This window comes from Streptomyces sp. KPB2 (assembly GCF_003950055.1).
Taxonomy (GTDB): Bacteria; Actinomycetota; Actinomycetes; order Streptomycetales; family Streptomycetaceae; genus Streptomyces; species Streptomyces salinarius.
On record NZ_CP034353.1, the window covers coordinates 3,336,102 to 3,350,192 of the forward strand.

Genomic DNA, 14,091 nt, shown 5'->3' on the forward strand with positions numbered 1-14,091 from the left:
GGACGAAGACGTCGGCCGCCCAGGGCCGTCAAAACTTTAGGTGAGGAATCCGAAACATTCGACGGCTCAGTCGTCGCGCATCGCCAGGTCGGCGAGGTTCAGGAACGCCTCCGTGGTGGCCGGACGCAGCCTGCGCAGCTCCCAGCCCGGGGACTGCAGGGCCCCGTCGAAGGGCACGCGCACCACCTGCTCGGGCCCGACGCGCAGCCGTGGGGCGAAGGACTCCGGCAGCTCCGCTGCGGACGGCCCGCCGGTGTCGGTGACCACGACGAGGGCGGTGCGCGCGAGCTGCTCCCGGCCGGCGCCCCGGACGAGGGCGAGGACGCGCACGGCCGCGTCCAGGAACCAGTCGGCGGTGCCGCAGCACAGGATCAGCCGGTCGGTGTGGTCGAGGACGGCGGCGGCCGACCCGTCGAGCCGCAGCGGGGCCCAGTCGGTGAGGACGAAGGGGTAGTGGTGCGCCGTCTGCGCCAGGACGCGCACGTACTCCTGCTGGTGCGCCGGGTTGGGGCTGAAGTGCCCGCTGCGGTGGGCGACCACCTCCAGGCCGGAGGGCAGCCGGGTGGTACGGGCGCGGATCTCCTCGTAGGGAACGTCGGCGGGCAGCGCCGCCAGGTCCCGTACGACGGCCGGGTTGCGGCGGGTGAGGAAGGCGTCCAGTGAACCCTCGGTGGGGGACCCGTCCAGGGCCAGGACCGGCTCGCCCCGCGCGGCGGCCAGGAGGGAGCCGAGCACCATCGTGGTGGTGGCGCGTCCGCTGTAGTGGTAGGCGCCGATCAGGGTCAGGCGCCTGCTGCGCGGCAGGGGCGCCCGCAACCGGTCCAGACGGTGCAGGGCCTGCCTGCGGGCGGTGCCGAAACGCGGCAGCCGCAGCTCCGGGCGCGGGGCGCCGGCGTCCGGGGCGGGCGGGGTGAGCGGGCCGCGCGGGGCCCGGCTCTCCCCCTCGGCGGCCGGGCCGGCCCCGGCCAGCTGGAGCCGGGTGCGGGCCACGTACCGGGCGAGGACCTCGGCGACCTCGCTCGCGGTGGGCCGCTCGGCGGGGTCCGGGTCCACGCAGCGCAGCACCAGCCGCCGCAACTGCTCCCAGGTGTCGCCCTGCCACAGGTGCATCCCCTCCGGCAGCGACGGCAGGTCCCAGCCGGCCTTGCTGCTGATGACCTGGAGCAGCTCCCCCAGCGCCCGGACGTTGTCCTCACGGGTGGGCGCGGCGCCCGAGCCGAGGTACACGCCGTCGACGGCGCAGTCGGACAGGTCGCCCAGGACGACGGTGCGCCGCAGGACGTACACGCTGTCGGCGTCCAGGGTGGCGGGCACGAGGTTGTTGAGGTGGCACAGGGCCACCGCGTTGGCGAGGTAGCAGGAGACCAGCAGGCCGCGCAGGGTGTCGAAGGGGGCGGTGCCGTCGGTCAGGGCCCGGTCGAAGAGTTCGGTGAGCCGGGTGGGCTGGACGTCGGGGTCCCCCTCGTCCGCGATGGGGGTCATGGCGAGCCAGGGCGGGGAGTCCTGGAGCCCGGCGGCGAGCAGTACCGGCGCGTACTGTCCCTGGAGGCGGCGCAGCGCCTCGGCCTCCACCGTGACGAGCTGTGCGTTGACGGCGGGCAGGTCGGGGCGCGGCACCCGCAGGACGGCCGCGTTGCCGCGCCCGTCGGCGCCCCGGTAGAGCAGGGTGCGCCGGCCGCGCCGGCGGCCGCGCAGCTCGTATCCGCCGAGGCGGGCCGGGTCGTCGTCGGTGAGCGGCTCCCAGAGTCCGCCGCCGGTCCGGGCCCCGGTACCGGCCGTGCCCGGCCGGCCGCGGCCGAGGGCGGGTGAGGTCCTGCCGACCGACACTCCGAACCGGGCGAGCAGCCTGCGTTCGACGCTGGTGAACGGCTGCTGGGAGCCGGGCAGGCGGTCGGAGCCGTCGGGATGGAGCAGCCAGGCCGGAAAGTCGGGGGAGTTGCCGGCGAGTTCCTCCAGCCGTCGTCCGATCCGCCGGCCGGTGCGCAGCAGTTCGGCCTGCGGGACCGCGTCGAGCAGTACGGCCTTGGAGGCGTCGGAGAAGTCGAAGACCCGGTGCTTGGCGGGCAGCGGGCCGGACACGGGCGCCGGGTGGGGCCGGACCAGGCCGCCGAGGAACACCTCCGCGAGGTGGGAGGTGGTGGCGGCCCAGGGCACGGCGCTCTGCACCAGCCGCATCACGGGGACGGACAGCGGGGCGACCGCCGCGAGGTGGGCGGCCAGCCGGTACGCCTCGGGGGTCGCGGCGTCCCGGAAGTGCTGGGCGCCGCCGAGGTCCCGAGCGGGGGCGACGGCCGCGTGCCGGTCGGGGCGGGCCAGCAGCGGAAGCTCCACGGTGGCGCCCGGCGAGGCGAGCAGCCGGGCCCATACGCCGAGGGAGCCGACGGTGGGTTCCAGGACGGGGACCGGGATGTCGTCGAAGCGGCTCAGCTCCGGGGGCAGTACGGGGTCGACGACCTTCCAGGAGGTGTTGGCCCCGCCCACCCGGCGGGTGGTGGCCTGCCAGCGTTCGGCGGCGATCCCGGAGGCCTCCCACATGTCGGGCGGCAGGGTGTGCAGGACCGCGACGGGACCGCGCGCCGCCCGTTCGGCCAGCAGTGCGTGGACGGCGCCCGAGCGCCAGGCCGGGCCCATGCCGTCGCTGACGACCAGCAGCAGGGTGCGGCCGGAGGGGTCGTTGACGGTGCTCAGCGGCAGCTCGGTACCGGTCTGGGCGAACGGCCGCGCGTGCAGGCGCGGTCCTGCCGCGTTGCCCGTGTCCAGGCCCAGGACGCGGGTGACCGCGAAGGCCCCCAGGCGTTCCAGGAGGGTGCGCAGCTCGGTGGCGAGCCGGTGCCAGAGCAGCATCGACAGGCCGTCGTCGACGAGCAGCGTGAGGTTGAGCCAGCGTTCCCGCACCGGCCGTTCCACCACGTCGGGCAGCTCGGTCTCGGCGAGCTGGGCGGCCGTGCGGTCCTCGTCGATCTCCGTGCGGTGGCGGCTGTCGTGGCGGCGCCGCAACGGCCTCAGCGACCGTCCGAGCGCCAGCTCGCCGTCGAGTGCCTTCTCCTCCGGGACGCGCACCGGCAGCGCCCTGCGGGGCTCGTGGCCGGTGGCCGCGAACCGGGGCGGGGGCTCGGGAGCGGTCCGGGCGCCCGCGTGCAGGGTGGCGGGGCTGGTCAGGTCGGGCAGGTCCCGGTCGCCGGGCTCGGGCGGCGGACGTCGCGGCACGGACGGCTCACCGGCTCCGGGGCCGTCGGGCGGCGTGGGCTCCGGTGTGCGGTCGGGTGCCTGCCGGTGGAGGGGTGCGTCGGGGCCCGCGGGCAGGTGCCGGGCCAGCCACAGCACGTCGAGCACCTGGTCGGCGTCCAGGTCCACCCGGCAGGCGCCGAGGAGCCGCAGCACCTCGGCGAGCCGCTCTCCCCCGGCGGGCACGGTCACATCGCCCCGGTGAGCTGGTGCAGGACGGCGTCCAGCAGGCCCTCCGCGTCCAGGTCGACGCCGCCGGCGCGCAGGAACACCGCGTTGAGCAGCTGGTCGGTGGCGAGTTCGCCCAGGGCGCGGCGGCGCAGGAACGCCCCGATCAGGTCGTCCGCCTCCCGCATGGCCTCCTCGCCGAGGTGCGCGACGACGATGGTGCGCAGCCGCTCCTCGTCGGGCAGCGGCAGGTCGAGACGCAGGCAGCGGCGCAGGAACGCCGGCGGGAAGTCCCGCTCGCCGTTGCTGGTGATGACGACGACGGGGAACTCGGCGCACTGCACCAGCCCCTGGTGCACCCGTACGGTGCCCCGGTGGTCGTGGGTCTGCACCGGCACGTCGGCCATGTCCTCGGGCAGCCGGGTCAGTTCGGGGATGTCGAAGAACCCCTCCTCGAAGACGGTGAGCAGGTCGTTGGGCAGGTCGACGTCGCCCTTGTCCATCTCGTCGATGAGCAGACAGCGCGGCACGGCCGACGGCACCAGCGCGGTGCCGAGCGGGCCGAGCCGGATGAACGTGCCGATGGACGGCTCTCCTTCGCCGCGGTCCCGGCTGAGGGTGGTCTCGCGCAGCCGGCCGATCGCGTCGTACTGGTACAGCGCGTCCTTGACGGTGGAGCGGCTGTTGACGGGCCAGCGCAGCAGTTCGCCCAGGCTCAGTTCATGGGCGACGGCCCGGGCCAGGGAGGACTTGCCGGTACCCGCCGGCCCGGTCACCAGCAGCGGACGGCGCAGGTGCAGCGCGGCGTTGACGACGTCGGCGTGCTGCGGGGCGATCACGTAGGGCAGTTCGGGGCGCGTCGTGCGCAGGGGGACGAAGCGCCGCCACGGAGGTGCCGGGGGCAGGGCGACGGGCCGGGGCTCGCCGTCGCCGCGGAAGAGGCGCCACTCGGCGTCGGCAGCGGACGTCATGTGCTCTCCTGGGGTTCGGTCAGGCGCAGACGGGGCACGGTGCGGTCGGCGTCCGCCCAGGCGAGGACCGGGCGGCCGGGGTAGTCGGGCGGGCTGGCCTTGGCACCCGCGCGGTAGTCGCGCACACCGTCGGGCAGTTCGCGGGTGGCCACCCGGGCCATGTGGCGCACGGTGTGCGCGGCGCCGTCCCGGCCCCGGTCCCACACCACCACCGGTATGCCCAGGGCGAGGCAGGTCTGCACGATGCCGTCCCGCGGGCCGGGCGGTACGTCCACACAGACGCGCACGGTGTCGAGTTGGTTGACCAGCCGGGAGTAGATGGTGTCCCGGTCCATGGCCTCGGAGACCACGAAGGTCTTGCCCGAGTCGAGCCGGTTCCAGCGGCTGCGCCAGTGGGACATGAAGCGTCCGTGCCGGCGCAGGAGTTCGGGGCAGTGCACGACCAGCGGGAACTCCACGCCGAGCACCCCGGGCACCAGCGCGTCCGGGTCCCGGACGGTCCACTCGTCGACGGGCAGGTTGAGCCCGGCGCGGTCCACCAGCACCTCGACGAGGGGAGGCCGTTCGTCCTCGGCGGGCGGGGTGAGGGAGTCCAGCACGCGCAGGACCTCGCGGGCCGCCTCCGGCGCGGAGTAGGAACGCACGCTGTCGGTGGAGACCTGGCGCGGTCCCGCGCCCTCGTCGCACCAGATGCGCAGCCGGTGGCGGCCCTGCCCGGCGGGGTTCACCTGGACCAGGACGCGGACGCGGAAGACGCGGGCGCGCAGGGAACGCGCCCACTCCTGGGCGTCGAAGCGGCGTTCGCCGAGGGCGGCGCGCTCGATGCCGAGCCGGGCCGCCACCCCGTCCGACCACAGCCGCAGCGCGGCCCGCCGGGGACCGCACAGCGCGGCGACGTACTCCATCACCCGCAGCAGCGCGGGGACCCGGCGTTCGCCGCTGGGTGCGCGGCCGTCGCCGGGCAACGCCTCCAGGTGGTCGAGCAGCGCCTCCGCGCCGTCCCCGTCGGGCAGCGCCGCCAGGTGCGGGAGGGCGGCGCGGACCGCCTCCGGGAACCGGGCGAGCACCTCGGGCGGCAACGTGCGCAGGTGTCCGCGCAGGGCGGTGTGCTCCTGCGGGGACAGCAGCTTGGGGGTGTGCGAGAGTCCGCCGGCGGCCAGCACGCGGTCGGCGTCGTGGGGGGCGCCGCGCCGCAGGGTGCCGGACAGCGCCGCCAGGGCCCGCGGGTGGCTGAGCAGGAACACCGCGAACTCCTGCGGCGTGGGCGGAACCACGTCGCTGCCGGACGTGACGCCGCAGGCCCGGGCCAGCCGCTGCGCACCGGCCACGAGGCTGCTCGACGAGGGGAAGGCGTCCTCGATCGCCTCCGTCAGCAGCAGGAGGGCGGGATCGTCGGGGTCCGGGGCCCCGGGCGCCTCGTCGTCCAGCACGCCCAGGGGACGCAGCTCTTCCTCGACGCGCTGCCAGGGCACGCCCCAGCTGCGCCGCACCAGGTGCTGGGGGCTGTGCGGGAGCGCGGCGCCGGTGGCCCGGTCGCGCGGCGGCATGAAGTGGGCGACGACCAGTCCGACCACGGCCTGCTCCGTGCCGCACCACAGCGGGCCGCCGCTGTATCCGGGCCCCACCGCCATGCCCGTGGGGGCGCCGTCCAGGTAGGCGCGGGCACCGACGGCTCCGTGGACCGTCAGCCGGGCGTATGTGGCCGCCTCACCGCTGCCGTGCCAGGCCGTCACCCGCTGGCCGGGTGCCATGGCCGTCAGCCGGGGCGCCGCGGGCAGACCGCCGGGAGAGCCCGCGATCCGGAGCACGGCGAGGTCACCGAGCCACTCGTCGGCCCCGGCCGGCACCGGCCCGCCGTCCCGGGTGCGCGGGGCGATCCAGTGGGCCACGCTCGCGTGGAAGCGCCGTGCGCCGCCGGCGTCGTCGCCGATCTCGACGGCGACCTGTCCCAGGCCGGGCGACCGCGGCTCCAGCATCGGCCGGTCCAGCGCGGCGTTGACGACGTGGGCGCAGGTCAGCACGGTCGTGGAGCCGAGCAGCAGGCCCCCGCCGACGATCTTGCCGTTCTCGGCCCCGCGTACGGACACCACGTGGCGTACGGGGTCTTCGACATCGCTCGCCGCGGTCCCGAACCACCCCACGCCTCACTCCCCCGTGGCTGCGGGGCCGGCCGCGGGCGCCGTCGGGCTCCAGCTCGCGGTGACGGTGAGGTGGGCCGTTCCCGTGCCGCCCACGATCCCGAGCTTGAGGTCCTGGCCGACCTGGACGCCGAAGGTGACGCTCAGTTCGGTGGGCGGGTCGGGTACGGCCGTGGCCGCGTCGTGGACCTCCTGGATCAGCGGTCCCAGCGGGCTCAGCGCGCCGCGCAGGGCCCCGGCCGCGAACCGGGCCACGGTGCCCGTTCCGCGCGCCACGGGCACCGCCCGTCCCATGCCCTCCGGCAGGTCGTCGTCGGCCGGCGCCGCAGGCGTGCCGTCGGCGGGCGCGAGCAGGAACCGGACCGGGCTGCCGTCGTCGAGCGTGAGGTCAGGTGTAGTGGACACGCCTCATATTGTCGTCGTCGACGGTGACTTCGGCGGCGATCTTTCCCAACTCGGTTACGGGATCGATGCATTGCGTAAGGAATCGGTCACCGTGCCGGTCGCCGGTCCGGCGCCACCGCGGTCACCCACCCACTGACTCGAACCGCCACCGGTGCACCGCGCGCGTCACCAGACCCTCGTCCGGCTCGGGCAGTTCCGGGAGTTCGGCGTCGTAGGCGGCGTCCCACCAGGTGATGACGAGGACGCGGTCCTGGGGCGCGCGCAGGGTCTCCCGGCGCAGCGGCCGCGGCGCCAGCTCCTGCCGCCGCGCCCAGGCCAGCAGCTCCCCGCCCCGGCCGGGCACGGCCCGCGCCTCCCACATCAGCGCGACGGTCACGAGTAGAGGTTCTCCTTGCCGGCCTCGTGCGCGTGGTCGTGCGCATGCGTGCGGCCGTGGCCGTGTCCCGGCACGTGCGGGTCCGTCACGGGGAGGGAGGAGTCCGCCGAGAGGTCCCAGTCCGAGGCGGCGCGGCCCCGGGCGACCATCTCGGCGCCGAGGGCGGCCACCATCGCGCCGTTGTCCGTGCACAGCTTGGGGCGCGGCACCCGCAGCCGGATGCCGGCCGCCTCGCAGCGCTCCTGGGCCAGGGCCCGCAGCCGGGAGTTGGCGGCCACGCCGCCGCCGATCATCAGGTGGTCGACGCCCTCGTCCTTGCAGGCCCGCACCGCCTTGCGGGTCAGCACGTCCACGACCGCCTCCTGGAAGGAGGCCGACACGTCGCGCACCGGCACCTCCTCCCCCGCCGCCCGCTTCGCCTCGATCCAGCGGGCCACGGCCGTCTTCAGCCCGGAGAAGGAGAAGTCGTACGCCGCGTCGCGCGGGCCGGTCAGACCGCGCGGGAAGGCGATCGCGTTCGGGTCGCCCTCGCGCGCGTACCGGTCGATGACCGGGCCGCCGGGGAAGCCGAGGTTGAGCACGCGGGCGATCTTGTCGAAGGCCTCGCCGGCCGCGTCGTCGATGGTGGCGCCCAGCGGACGGACGTCGGAGGTGATGTCCGTGGAGAGCAGCAGGGAGGAGTGTCCGCCGGAGACCAGCAGGGCCATCGTCGGCTCGGGCAGCGCCCCGTGTTCGAGCTGGTCGACGCAGATGTGCGAGGCGAGGTGGTTGACGCCGTAGAGCGGCTTGCCCAGCGCGTAGGCGTACGCCTTGGCCGCCGAGACGCCGACCAGCAGGGCGCCCGCGAGGCCGGGTCCCGCGGTGACGGCGATGCCGTCGAGGTCGCGGGCGCTCACCCCCGCCTCCTTGAGGGCGCGGTCGATGGTGGGGACCATCGCCTCCAGGTGGGCGCGGCTCGCCACCTCCGGGACGACGCCGCCGAAGCGGGCGTGCTCGTCGACGCTGGACGCGACCGCGTCGGCCAGCAGGGTGGTCCCGCGCACGACACCGACGCCGGTCTCGTCGCAGGAGGTCTCGATCCCGAGGACGAGAGGCTCGTCGCGTGAGTCAGCCATGGTTGTCGGTTCCTCGTTCGGTTCCCGGTACGGAGGTGGAAGGGTCGGTCAGGCGCATCACCAGGGCGTCCACGTTGCCCGGCTGGTAGTAGCCGCGTCTGAAGCCGATGGGCTCGAAGCCGAAGCGCTCGTACAGCCGCTGGGCACGGGTGTTGTCCACCCGGCACTCGAGCAGCACCTCGGTGCACTCGAAGGCGGTCGCCGCCCGCAGCAGCTCGGTCAGGAGCCGGGCACCGAGCCCGGTGCCCCAGTGGTCGCGGGCGACGGCGATGGTCTGCACGTCGGCCTGCTCGCCGGAGGTGACCAGGCCCGCGTAGCCGACGACGTGGCCGTCCTCCTCGGCGACGAGGTAGCGCCGGGTCGCCCCGGGGCCGCGCGCGTGCGCCAGCTCGGACCAGAACATCCCCCGCGACCAGGCGTCCTCCGGAAACAGCTCGCGCTCCATGCGGAGCACGGGGTCGATGTCCCACCAGCGCATCTCGCGCAGTACGGCGGGTGCGGGCTCGGCGGTGGCTGGCTCGGTCACTTGGGGGTGACCACCTTGTAGTTCTTGGGGACCTGGGCGTCGGGCCGGCGCAGGTACAGCGGCCGGGGCGCGGGCAGCTCCTCCCCCGCCGCCAGCTTCTCGGCGGCCAGCCGGGCCAGGGCGGCGGCGGACACGTGCTCCGGCTCGTGCGCCCGGGGGAAGGTGTCCGGGTAGAGCAGCGCGCCCGCGCCCACGGCCGGGAGCCCGGCCACCCGCTCGGCGATGTCGGCGGGGCGGTCGACGGCCGGGTCGGTGAGGCGGGTGCGGGAGTCGGCGTACCGCGCCCAGTAGACCTCTTTGCGGCGGGCGTCGGTGGCGACCACGAAGGGGCCCTCCAGGTCGGCGGCGAAGGCGAGGCCGTCCAGCGTGCACACGCCGTGCACGGGCACACCGAGCGCGAGCCCGAAGGCGTCCGCGGTCATCAGGCCGACGCGCAGCCCCGTGTACGGGCCGGGGCCGGTGCCGGCGACGATGCCGGTGACGGCGTCGAGCCGCAGGCCGGTCTCGGCGAGCACCCGGTCGACGGCGGGCAGCAGCAGCTCACCGTGGCGGCGGGCGTCGACCTGGCTCGACGAGGCGATGACGTCCGTACCGTCGTGCAGCGCGACGGTCACGGCGGGCGTGGCGGTATCCAGAGCGAGCAAGAGCACGCAAACAGCCTACGGCGCCGCGCGGCCCCCGTCGGACGCCCTGTGGACAACTCCGGGGACCTTCGACCGCCACGACCCGGCCACCCCGTGTCGCACACCGCGTCCACCCGGTCACGTACTGCTACGGTCGCCCCGGGGTACGGCACGCAGGACGCACAAGTACGACGACGAGGTGGTCGCCCGTGGCAAGCAGCAGCGCCGGTATCGTCACCGGCCTCGTCACGGCGGCCCTCGTGACGATCGGCGCCCTCGCCCACCAGGCGTCCGTCAACGCACCGGCCGACCTCGGCCCCGCCCGCGCGACCGCCAGCCCCGCCCCGGGCGCCGTCAAGGCACCGCGCGACCGGCGGCACCCGGACGCCCTGCCCGCGGGGTCCGGAACGGGTGAACGGGTGGTGTACTCGGTGGACGACGACCGCGTGTGGCTGGTCGGCCCCGGGAACAAGGTGCGCCGCACCTTCGAGGTGACGCCCAGCACGGTCGATCCGGTGCCGGGCGCCTACACGGTCACGTCCCGGTCCAACCGGGTCACCGGGTCCGACGGCGTCCCGGTCGAGCACGTGGTGCGCTTCACCAGCGCCCAGGGTGTGGCCGTCGGGTTCAGCGCGGCGGTCGACGGCTCGACCGCGAAGCCCGACCCGGACCGGCGCACGGGCGGCATCCGCGAGTCGCGCGCGGACGGCGACGCGATGTGGGAGTTCGCGACGATCGGGCGGCCGGTCGTCGTCGTCCGCTGACCGCGCGCCGAACGGACGGGGCGCACCGGCGTCAGGCGGCCTCGCGGTGGTCGTGGCCGCCGTGCTGTTCGCGGCCGCCGGGACGATCGCGGACCGGCCGGCGCGTCTCCGGCTCGGGGGCGCCCGGCGGTGTCGAGACCGCCGCCGCCGCGGCGCAGGAGGCGAGCAGGTCGCGCATCGACACTCCGGCGGGCGCGGACGCCTGGGGCCCGGGGCGGTCCTGCGGCTGGGCCTGGGGCATGGACGACATGGACGCCTCCTGAAGCTCGGGGGCGGGCGCAGTAAGGCATGCCTAACTACGAGCCGAGTACCATGTGACCACGCGCAAGACCCCCAACGCAATCTTTTGCCGACGCTTTGTCGGAAAATCCGGCGCGGGGTCCGGCCCTGGGGCCGTGGGTCCGGCCCTGGGGCCGTGGGTCCGGTCGGAGGCCGTGGGTCCGGTCCGAGGGCCCGTGGCCCGGCCCAAGGGCCCCGTGGGTCCGGCCCGTGGACCCGTGGCCGACCCGAAGGCCCCGTAGGCCCAGCCCGTGGACCCGTGGCCGACCCGAGGGCCCCGTGGATCGTGGCCCCGGTCCGAGGGCCCGTGGGCTCGTGGTCCCCGCCCGAGGGGCGCGCCGGGGCGGCTCAGCCCGCGAGGACGCTCACGTCGGCCGTGGACCACCGCTCGCCGAGTCCGGTGACCGTCACGTGCCGCACCTCGTCCGTGGTGTCGCCGACGGCCCGGTCGATGCGGACCCGCAGCCGGTCCTCGGTCAGTTCCTCGACCTTGCCCTCGCCCCACTCGACCACGATCACCGAGTCGGGCAGGGAGACGTCGAGGTCGAGGTCCTCCATCTCGTCCAGGCCGCCGGACAGCCGGTAGGCGTCCACGTGGACGAGCGGCGGTCCGTCGCCGAGCGAGGGGTGCACGCGGGCGATCACGAAGGTCGGGGAGGTGACGGCACCGCGCACGCCGAGGCCCTCGCCGAGGCCGCGGGTCAGGGTCGTCTTGCCCGCGCCCAGTTCGCCGCTGAGCATCACCAGGTCACCGGCGCGCAGCAGTTTGGCGAGTCTGCGGCCCAGTTCCCGCATCTGCTCGGGGGAGGTGACGGTGATCTCGACGTCGGCGGACGGGCCGGAGGAGTGACCGGAGGGCTCAGCCGGGCCCTGCGCTGCTGGTGCTTCCATAACCGTCCACGGTAGCCGCTGCCGGCACCGCGCCCGCGCGGGCGAGCAGGTCTGCGAGGCGGTCGGTCACCAGCTCCGGGTGCTCCAGCATCACCAGGTGCCCCGCGTCGGGGACCAGGACCAGCTCCGCGTCCGGCAGCAGGCCGGCGATCGCCTCGCTGTGCTCGCTCGGCGTCACCAGGTCCCGCACCCCGGCCAGGACCAGCACCGGAAGATCGGCGAAGTGGGCGAGGGCCTCGGTCTTGTCGTGGTCGTTGAAGGCCGGGTAGTACTCGGCGACGACGTCGATCGGCGTCGACTCGATCATCCGCTCGGCGAACCGGGCCACGGCCGGGTCGACGTCCCGGGACGCGAACGAGTACCGCTTGATGATCCCGGCGAACAGGTCGGCCGTCGCCCGCCGCCCCTTCTCCACCAGCTCGGCCCGCTGCCCCAGCGCCTTGAGTACGCCCGGCAGCACCCGCCGCACCGCGTTGACGCCGGCCACCGGCAGCCCGAAGTTGACCTCGCCCAGCCGTCCGGACGACGTGCCGACGAGGGCGACGCCGACGACGCGCTCGCGGACCAGGTCGGGGAAGGCGTCGGCCAGGGCCATCACGGTCATGCCGCCCATGGAGTGCCCGACCAGCACGAGCGGGCCCTCGGGCGCGGCCGCGTCGATGACGGCCTTGAGGTCGCGGCCCAGCTCCTCGATGCTGACCGGCCGGTCGTCCCGCGTCTGGGCCACGCCCCGCCCGGACCGTCCGTGGCTGCGCTGGTCCCAGTGGACGGTGCGGACGACGCCCCTGAGGGCCGCCCGCTGGAAGTGCCAGGAGTCCTGGTTGAGGCAGTAGCCGTGGCTGAAGACGACGGTGACGGGCGCGGGCGCCTTACGGCCGAACAGCCGCCTGCGGCGCGGGGCGCGGTGGACCTCGGCGTCGGCCGCCGGATCGAGCTCGTCGACCTCGTAGTACAGCTCGGTGCCGTCCTCGGCGTACGCCCTGCCGGGGGTGCCGCGCAGTCCGCCGTACGGGCCCGCCGAGTCGAGCGCGAGGCGGGCCTTCTGGCGCATTCCGCGGCCGACGGTGAGCCGTTCTATCGCCACGCCGGCCGCGGCGCCCGCCGCGACCACGCCTATCGCGACCCCGGCGATGCCGGTCGCCCGGCGCCAGCCGCCGCCGGCGGCCTCCGTGGCGGAGGCGACGGCCGCCGCGACGGCCTCCCCGCTGCTCTCGCTCACGTGCACCGCTCCTCTTCGCCGGGTTCACCGGGCCGCTGTGCGCCACCCGCTGCTCGTCGCCGTTTCACCTGGCCGCGCGTCGTACGGCCTGGCGCTCGTTCCTGTCGCGCGGTCCTGTCACGCGTTTCTGTCACGCGTTTCTGTCGCGCGTTTCTGTCGCTTCGTTCCCGTCACTCGTTGACGTAGACGCGCGGAACGCGGGTTCCGATCCGGGTGACGATCTCGTACGCGATGGTGCCCGCCGCCTGGGCCCAGTCCTCGGCGGTCGGCTCGCCGCGGTCGCCGGGCCCGAACAGCACGGCCTCGGCGCCCGGTTCGGGCCGGTCACCGCCCAGGTCGACGACGAACTGGTCCATCGCGATCCGCCCCGCGACCGTGCGCCACTTGCCGTCGACCAGGACGGGGCCGGTGGAGGAGGCGTGGCGCGGGATGCCGTCCGCGTAGCCGAGCGGGACGAGGCCGAGGGTGGTGTCGCCGGGGGTGGTGTAGTGGTGCCCGTAGCTGACGCCGTGGCCGCCGGGGACCTGCTTGACCAGGGCCAGGGAGGCGGACAGCGTCATCGCGGGGCGCAGCCCGAAGTCGGCCGGGGTGCCGATCTCGGGGCTGGGCGAGACGCCGTACATCGCGATGCCGGGCCGTACGAGGTCGAAGTGGGTGTCGGGGAGGGTGAGGGTGGCGGGCGAGTTGGCGATGTGCCGCACCTCGGGGCGCAGTCCCTGCCGCTCGGCGTACGCCGTCATCTCCCGGAAGCGGGTGAGCTGCGCGGCGATCGAGGGGTGGCCGGGCTCGTCGGCGCAGGCGAAGTGGGACCAGAGCCCGGTGACCCGCAGCAGCCCCTCCCCCTCGGCCCGCAGCGCGGCCCCGACCAGCTCTTCCCAGTCCGCGCCGGGCTGGCAGCCGTTCCGTCCGAGGCCGGTGTCGGCCTTGAGCTGCACGCGCGCGGGCACGCCGGCCGCCCGGGCCGCCGCGACGACCTCCTCCATGGCCCACATGGCGCTGACGGACACGTCGAGACGGGCCTCGACCGCCTCCCGCCAGGGCCCGCCCGGCGTCCACAGCCAGCACATGATCCGTACGTCGTCCGGCAGTCCGGCCTCCGCCGACCGCAGGGCGAGGGCCTCCTGCGGGGTGGCGGTGCCGAGCCAGCTCGCGCCGGCCTCGACGGCGGCGCGGGCGCAGGGGAGCGCGCCGTGGCCGTAGGCGTCCGCCTTGACGACGGCCATGAGAGCCGCCCCGGGGGCCCGTTCGCGCAGGGCGCGGACGTTGGCCCGCAGGGCGGCCAGGTCGATCTCGGCCCGGGCGCGCAGTACCGCGTCCGGCCGAGCAGGTGTCTCGCTCATCGTGCCCCCAGTCTCTCAGAGCACCCGGCGCCCCGGTTCGACGCCGCCCGG

General features: G+C 75.4%; 13 protein-coding genes. 1 reads left to right on the forward strand and 12 read right to left on the reverse strand.

All coding sequences use genetic code 11. The annotated features are described in order from the left end of the window. Positions 1-66: 66 nt before the first annotated feature. From D1J63_RS14485 to tsaB, 8 genes are all read right to left on the reverse strand, one after another. On the reverse strand, positions 67-3,411 hold the full coding sequence (locus tag D1J63_RS14485; RefSeq protein ID WP_125629197.1) for an SAV_2336 N-terminal domain-related protein: 3,345 nt from the start codon (positions 3,409-3,411) through the stop codon (positions 67-69). 2 nt (positions 3,412-3,413) lie between these two features. Continuing rightward, positions 3,414-4,364: a MoxR family ATPase gene (locus tag D1J63_RS14490; RefSeq protein ID WP_125629198.1), complete on the reverse strand. Its 951-nt coding sequence runs from the start codon at positions 4,362-4,364 to the stop codon at positions 3,414-3,416. Next, positions 4,361-6,505, reverse strand: coding sequence for a trypsin-like peptidase domain-containing protein (locus tag D1J63_RS14495; protein WP_125629199.1), 2,145 nt, complete (start codon positions 6,503-6,505; stop codon positions 4,361-4,363). Before D1J63_RS14495 ends, D1J63_RS14490 begins: the two co-directional genes overlap by 4 nt. Positions 6,506-6,508: 3 nt before the next feature. Further along, complete coding sequence (locus D1J63_RS14500; protein WP_125629200.1) at positions 6,509-6,907, reverse strand: CU044_2847 family protein; 399 nt, start codon at positions 6,905-6,907, stop codon at positions 6,509-6,511. Positions 6,908-7,028: 121 nt separating this feature from the next. Beyond that, the gene (locus D1J63_RS14505; protein ID WP_125629201.1) at positions 7,029-7,283 is read right to left on the reverse strand and encodes a hypothetical protein; all 255 of its coding nucleotides are present in this window, start codon (positions 7,281-7,283) and stop codon (positions 7,029-7,031) included. After that, positions 7,280-8,398 (reverse strand): tRNA (adenosine(37)-N6)-threonylcarbamoyltransferase complex transferase subunit TsaD, encoded by a 1,119-nt coding sequence (gene tsaD / locus D1J63_RS14510; protein WP_125629202.1) that lies wholly within the window; start codon positions 8,396-8,398, stop codon positions 7,280-7,282. The genes D1J63_RS14505 and tsaD overlap by 4 nt, the downstream gene beginning before the upstream one ends. Next, positions 8,391-8,876: a ribosomal protein S18-alanine N-acetyltransferase gene (rimI, locus tag D1J63_RS14515; RefSeq protein ID WP_061446932.1), complete on the reverse strand. Its 486-nt coding sequence runs from the start codon at positions 8,874-8,876 to the stop codon at positions 8,391-8,393. The genes tsaD and rimI overlap by 8 nt, the downstream gene beginning before the upstream one ends. 44 nt (positions 8,877-8,920) lie before the next feature. Continuing rightward, positions 8,921-9,574: a tRNA (adenosine(37)-N6)-threonylcarbamoyltransferase complex dimerization subunit type 1 TsaB gene (tsaB, locus tag D1J63_RS14520; protein WP_102930669.1), complete on the reverse strand. Its 654-nt coding sequence runs from the start codon at positions 9,572-9,574 to the stop codon at positions 8,921-8,923. 182 nt (positions 9,575-9,756) lie between these two features. On the opposite strand from tsaB, the gene D1J63_RS14525 reads away from it, so the two are divergent. Further along, positions 9,757-10,311, forward strand: a complete 555-nt coding sequence (locus D1J63_RS14525; RefSeq protein ID WP_125629203.1) for a hypothetical protein — start codon at positions 9,757-9,759, stop codon at positions 10,309-10,311. Positions 10,312-10,342: 31 nt separating this feature from the next. Here the strand turns inward: D1J63_RS14525 and D1J63_RS14530 are convergent, their stop codons facing one another. The 4 genes from D1J63_RS14530 to alr form a co-directional block, all read right to left on the reverse strand. Beyond that, the gene (locus D1J63_RS14530) at positions 10,343-10,552 is read right to left on the reverse strand and encodes a hypothetical protein (protein ID WP_164713182.1); all 210 of its coding nucleotides are present in this window, start codon (positions 10,550-10,552) and stop codon (positions 10,343-10,345) included. A gap of 386 nt (positions 10,553-10,938) precedes the next feature. After that, a complete protein-coding gene (tsaE, locus tag D1J63_RS14540) occupies positions 10,939-11,481 on the reverse strand; it encodes a tRNA (adenosine(37)-N6)-threonylcarbamoyltransferase complex ATPase subunit type 1 TsaE (protein ID WP_164712844.1) in 543 nt (180 codons plus the stop codon). Further along, the gene (locus D1J63_RS14545) at positions 11,450-12,700 is read right to left on the reverse strand and encodes an alpha/beta hydrolase (protein ID WP_164712845.1); all 1,251 of its coding nucleotides are present in this window, start codon (positions 12,698-12,700) and stop codon (positions 11,450-11,452) included. The genes tsaE and D1J63_RS14545 overlap by 32 nt, the downstream gene beginning before the upstream one ends. Positions 12,701-12,870: 170 nt before the next feature. Beyond that, entirely contained in the window at positions 12,871-14,040 is a 1,170-nt protein-coding gene (gene alr, locus D1J63_RS14550; RefSeq protein WP_125629207.1) for an alanine racemase, read from the reverse strand. Between the last annotated feature and the right edge of the window lie 51 nt (positions 14,041-14,091).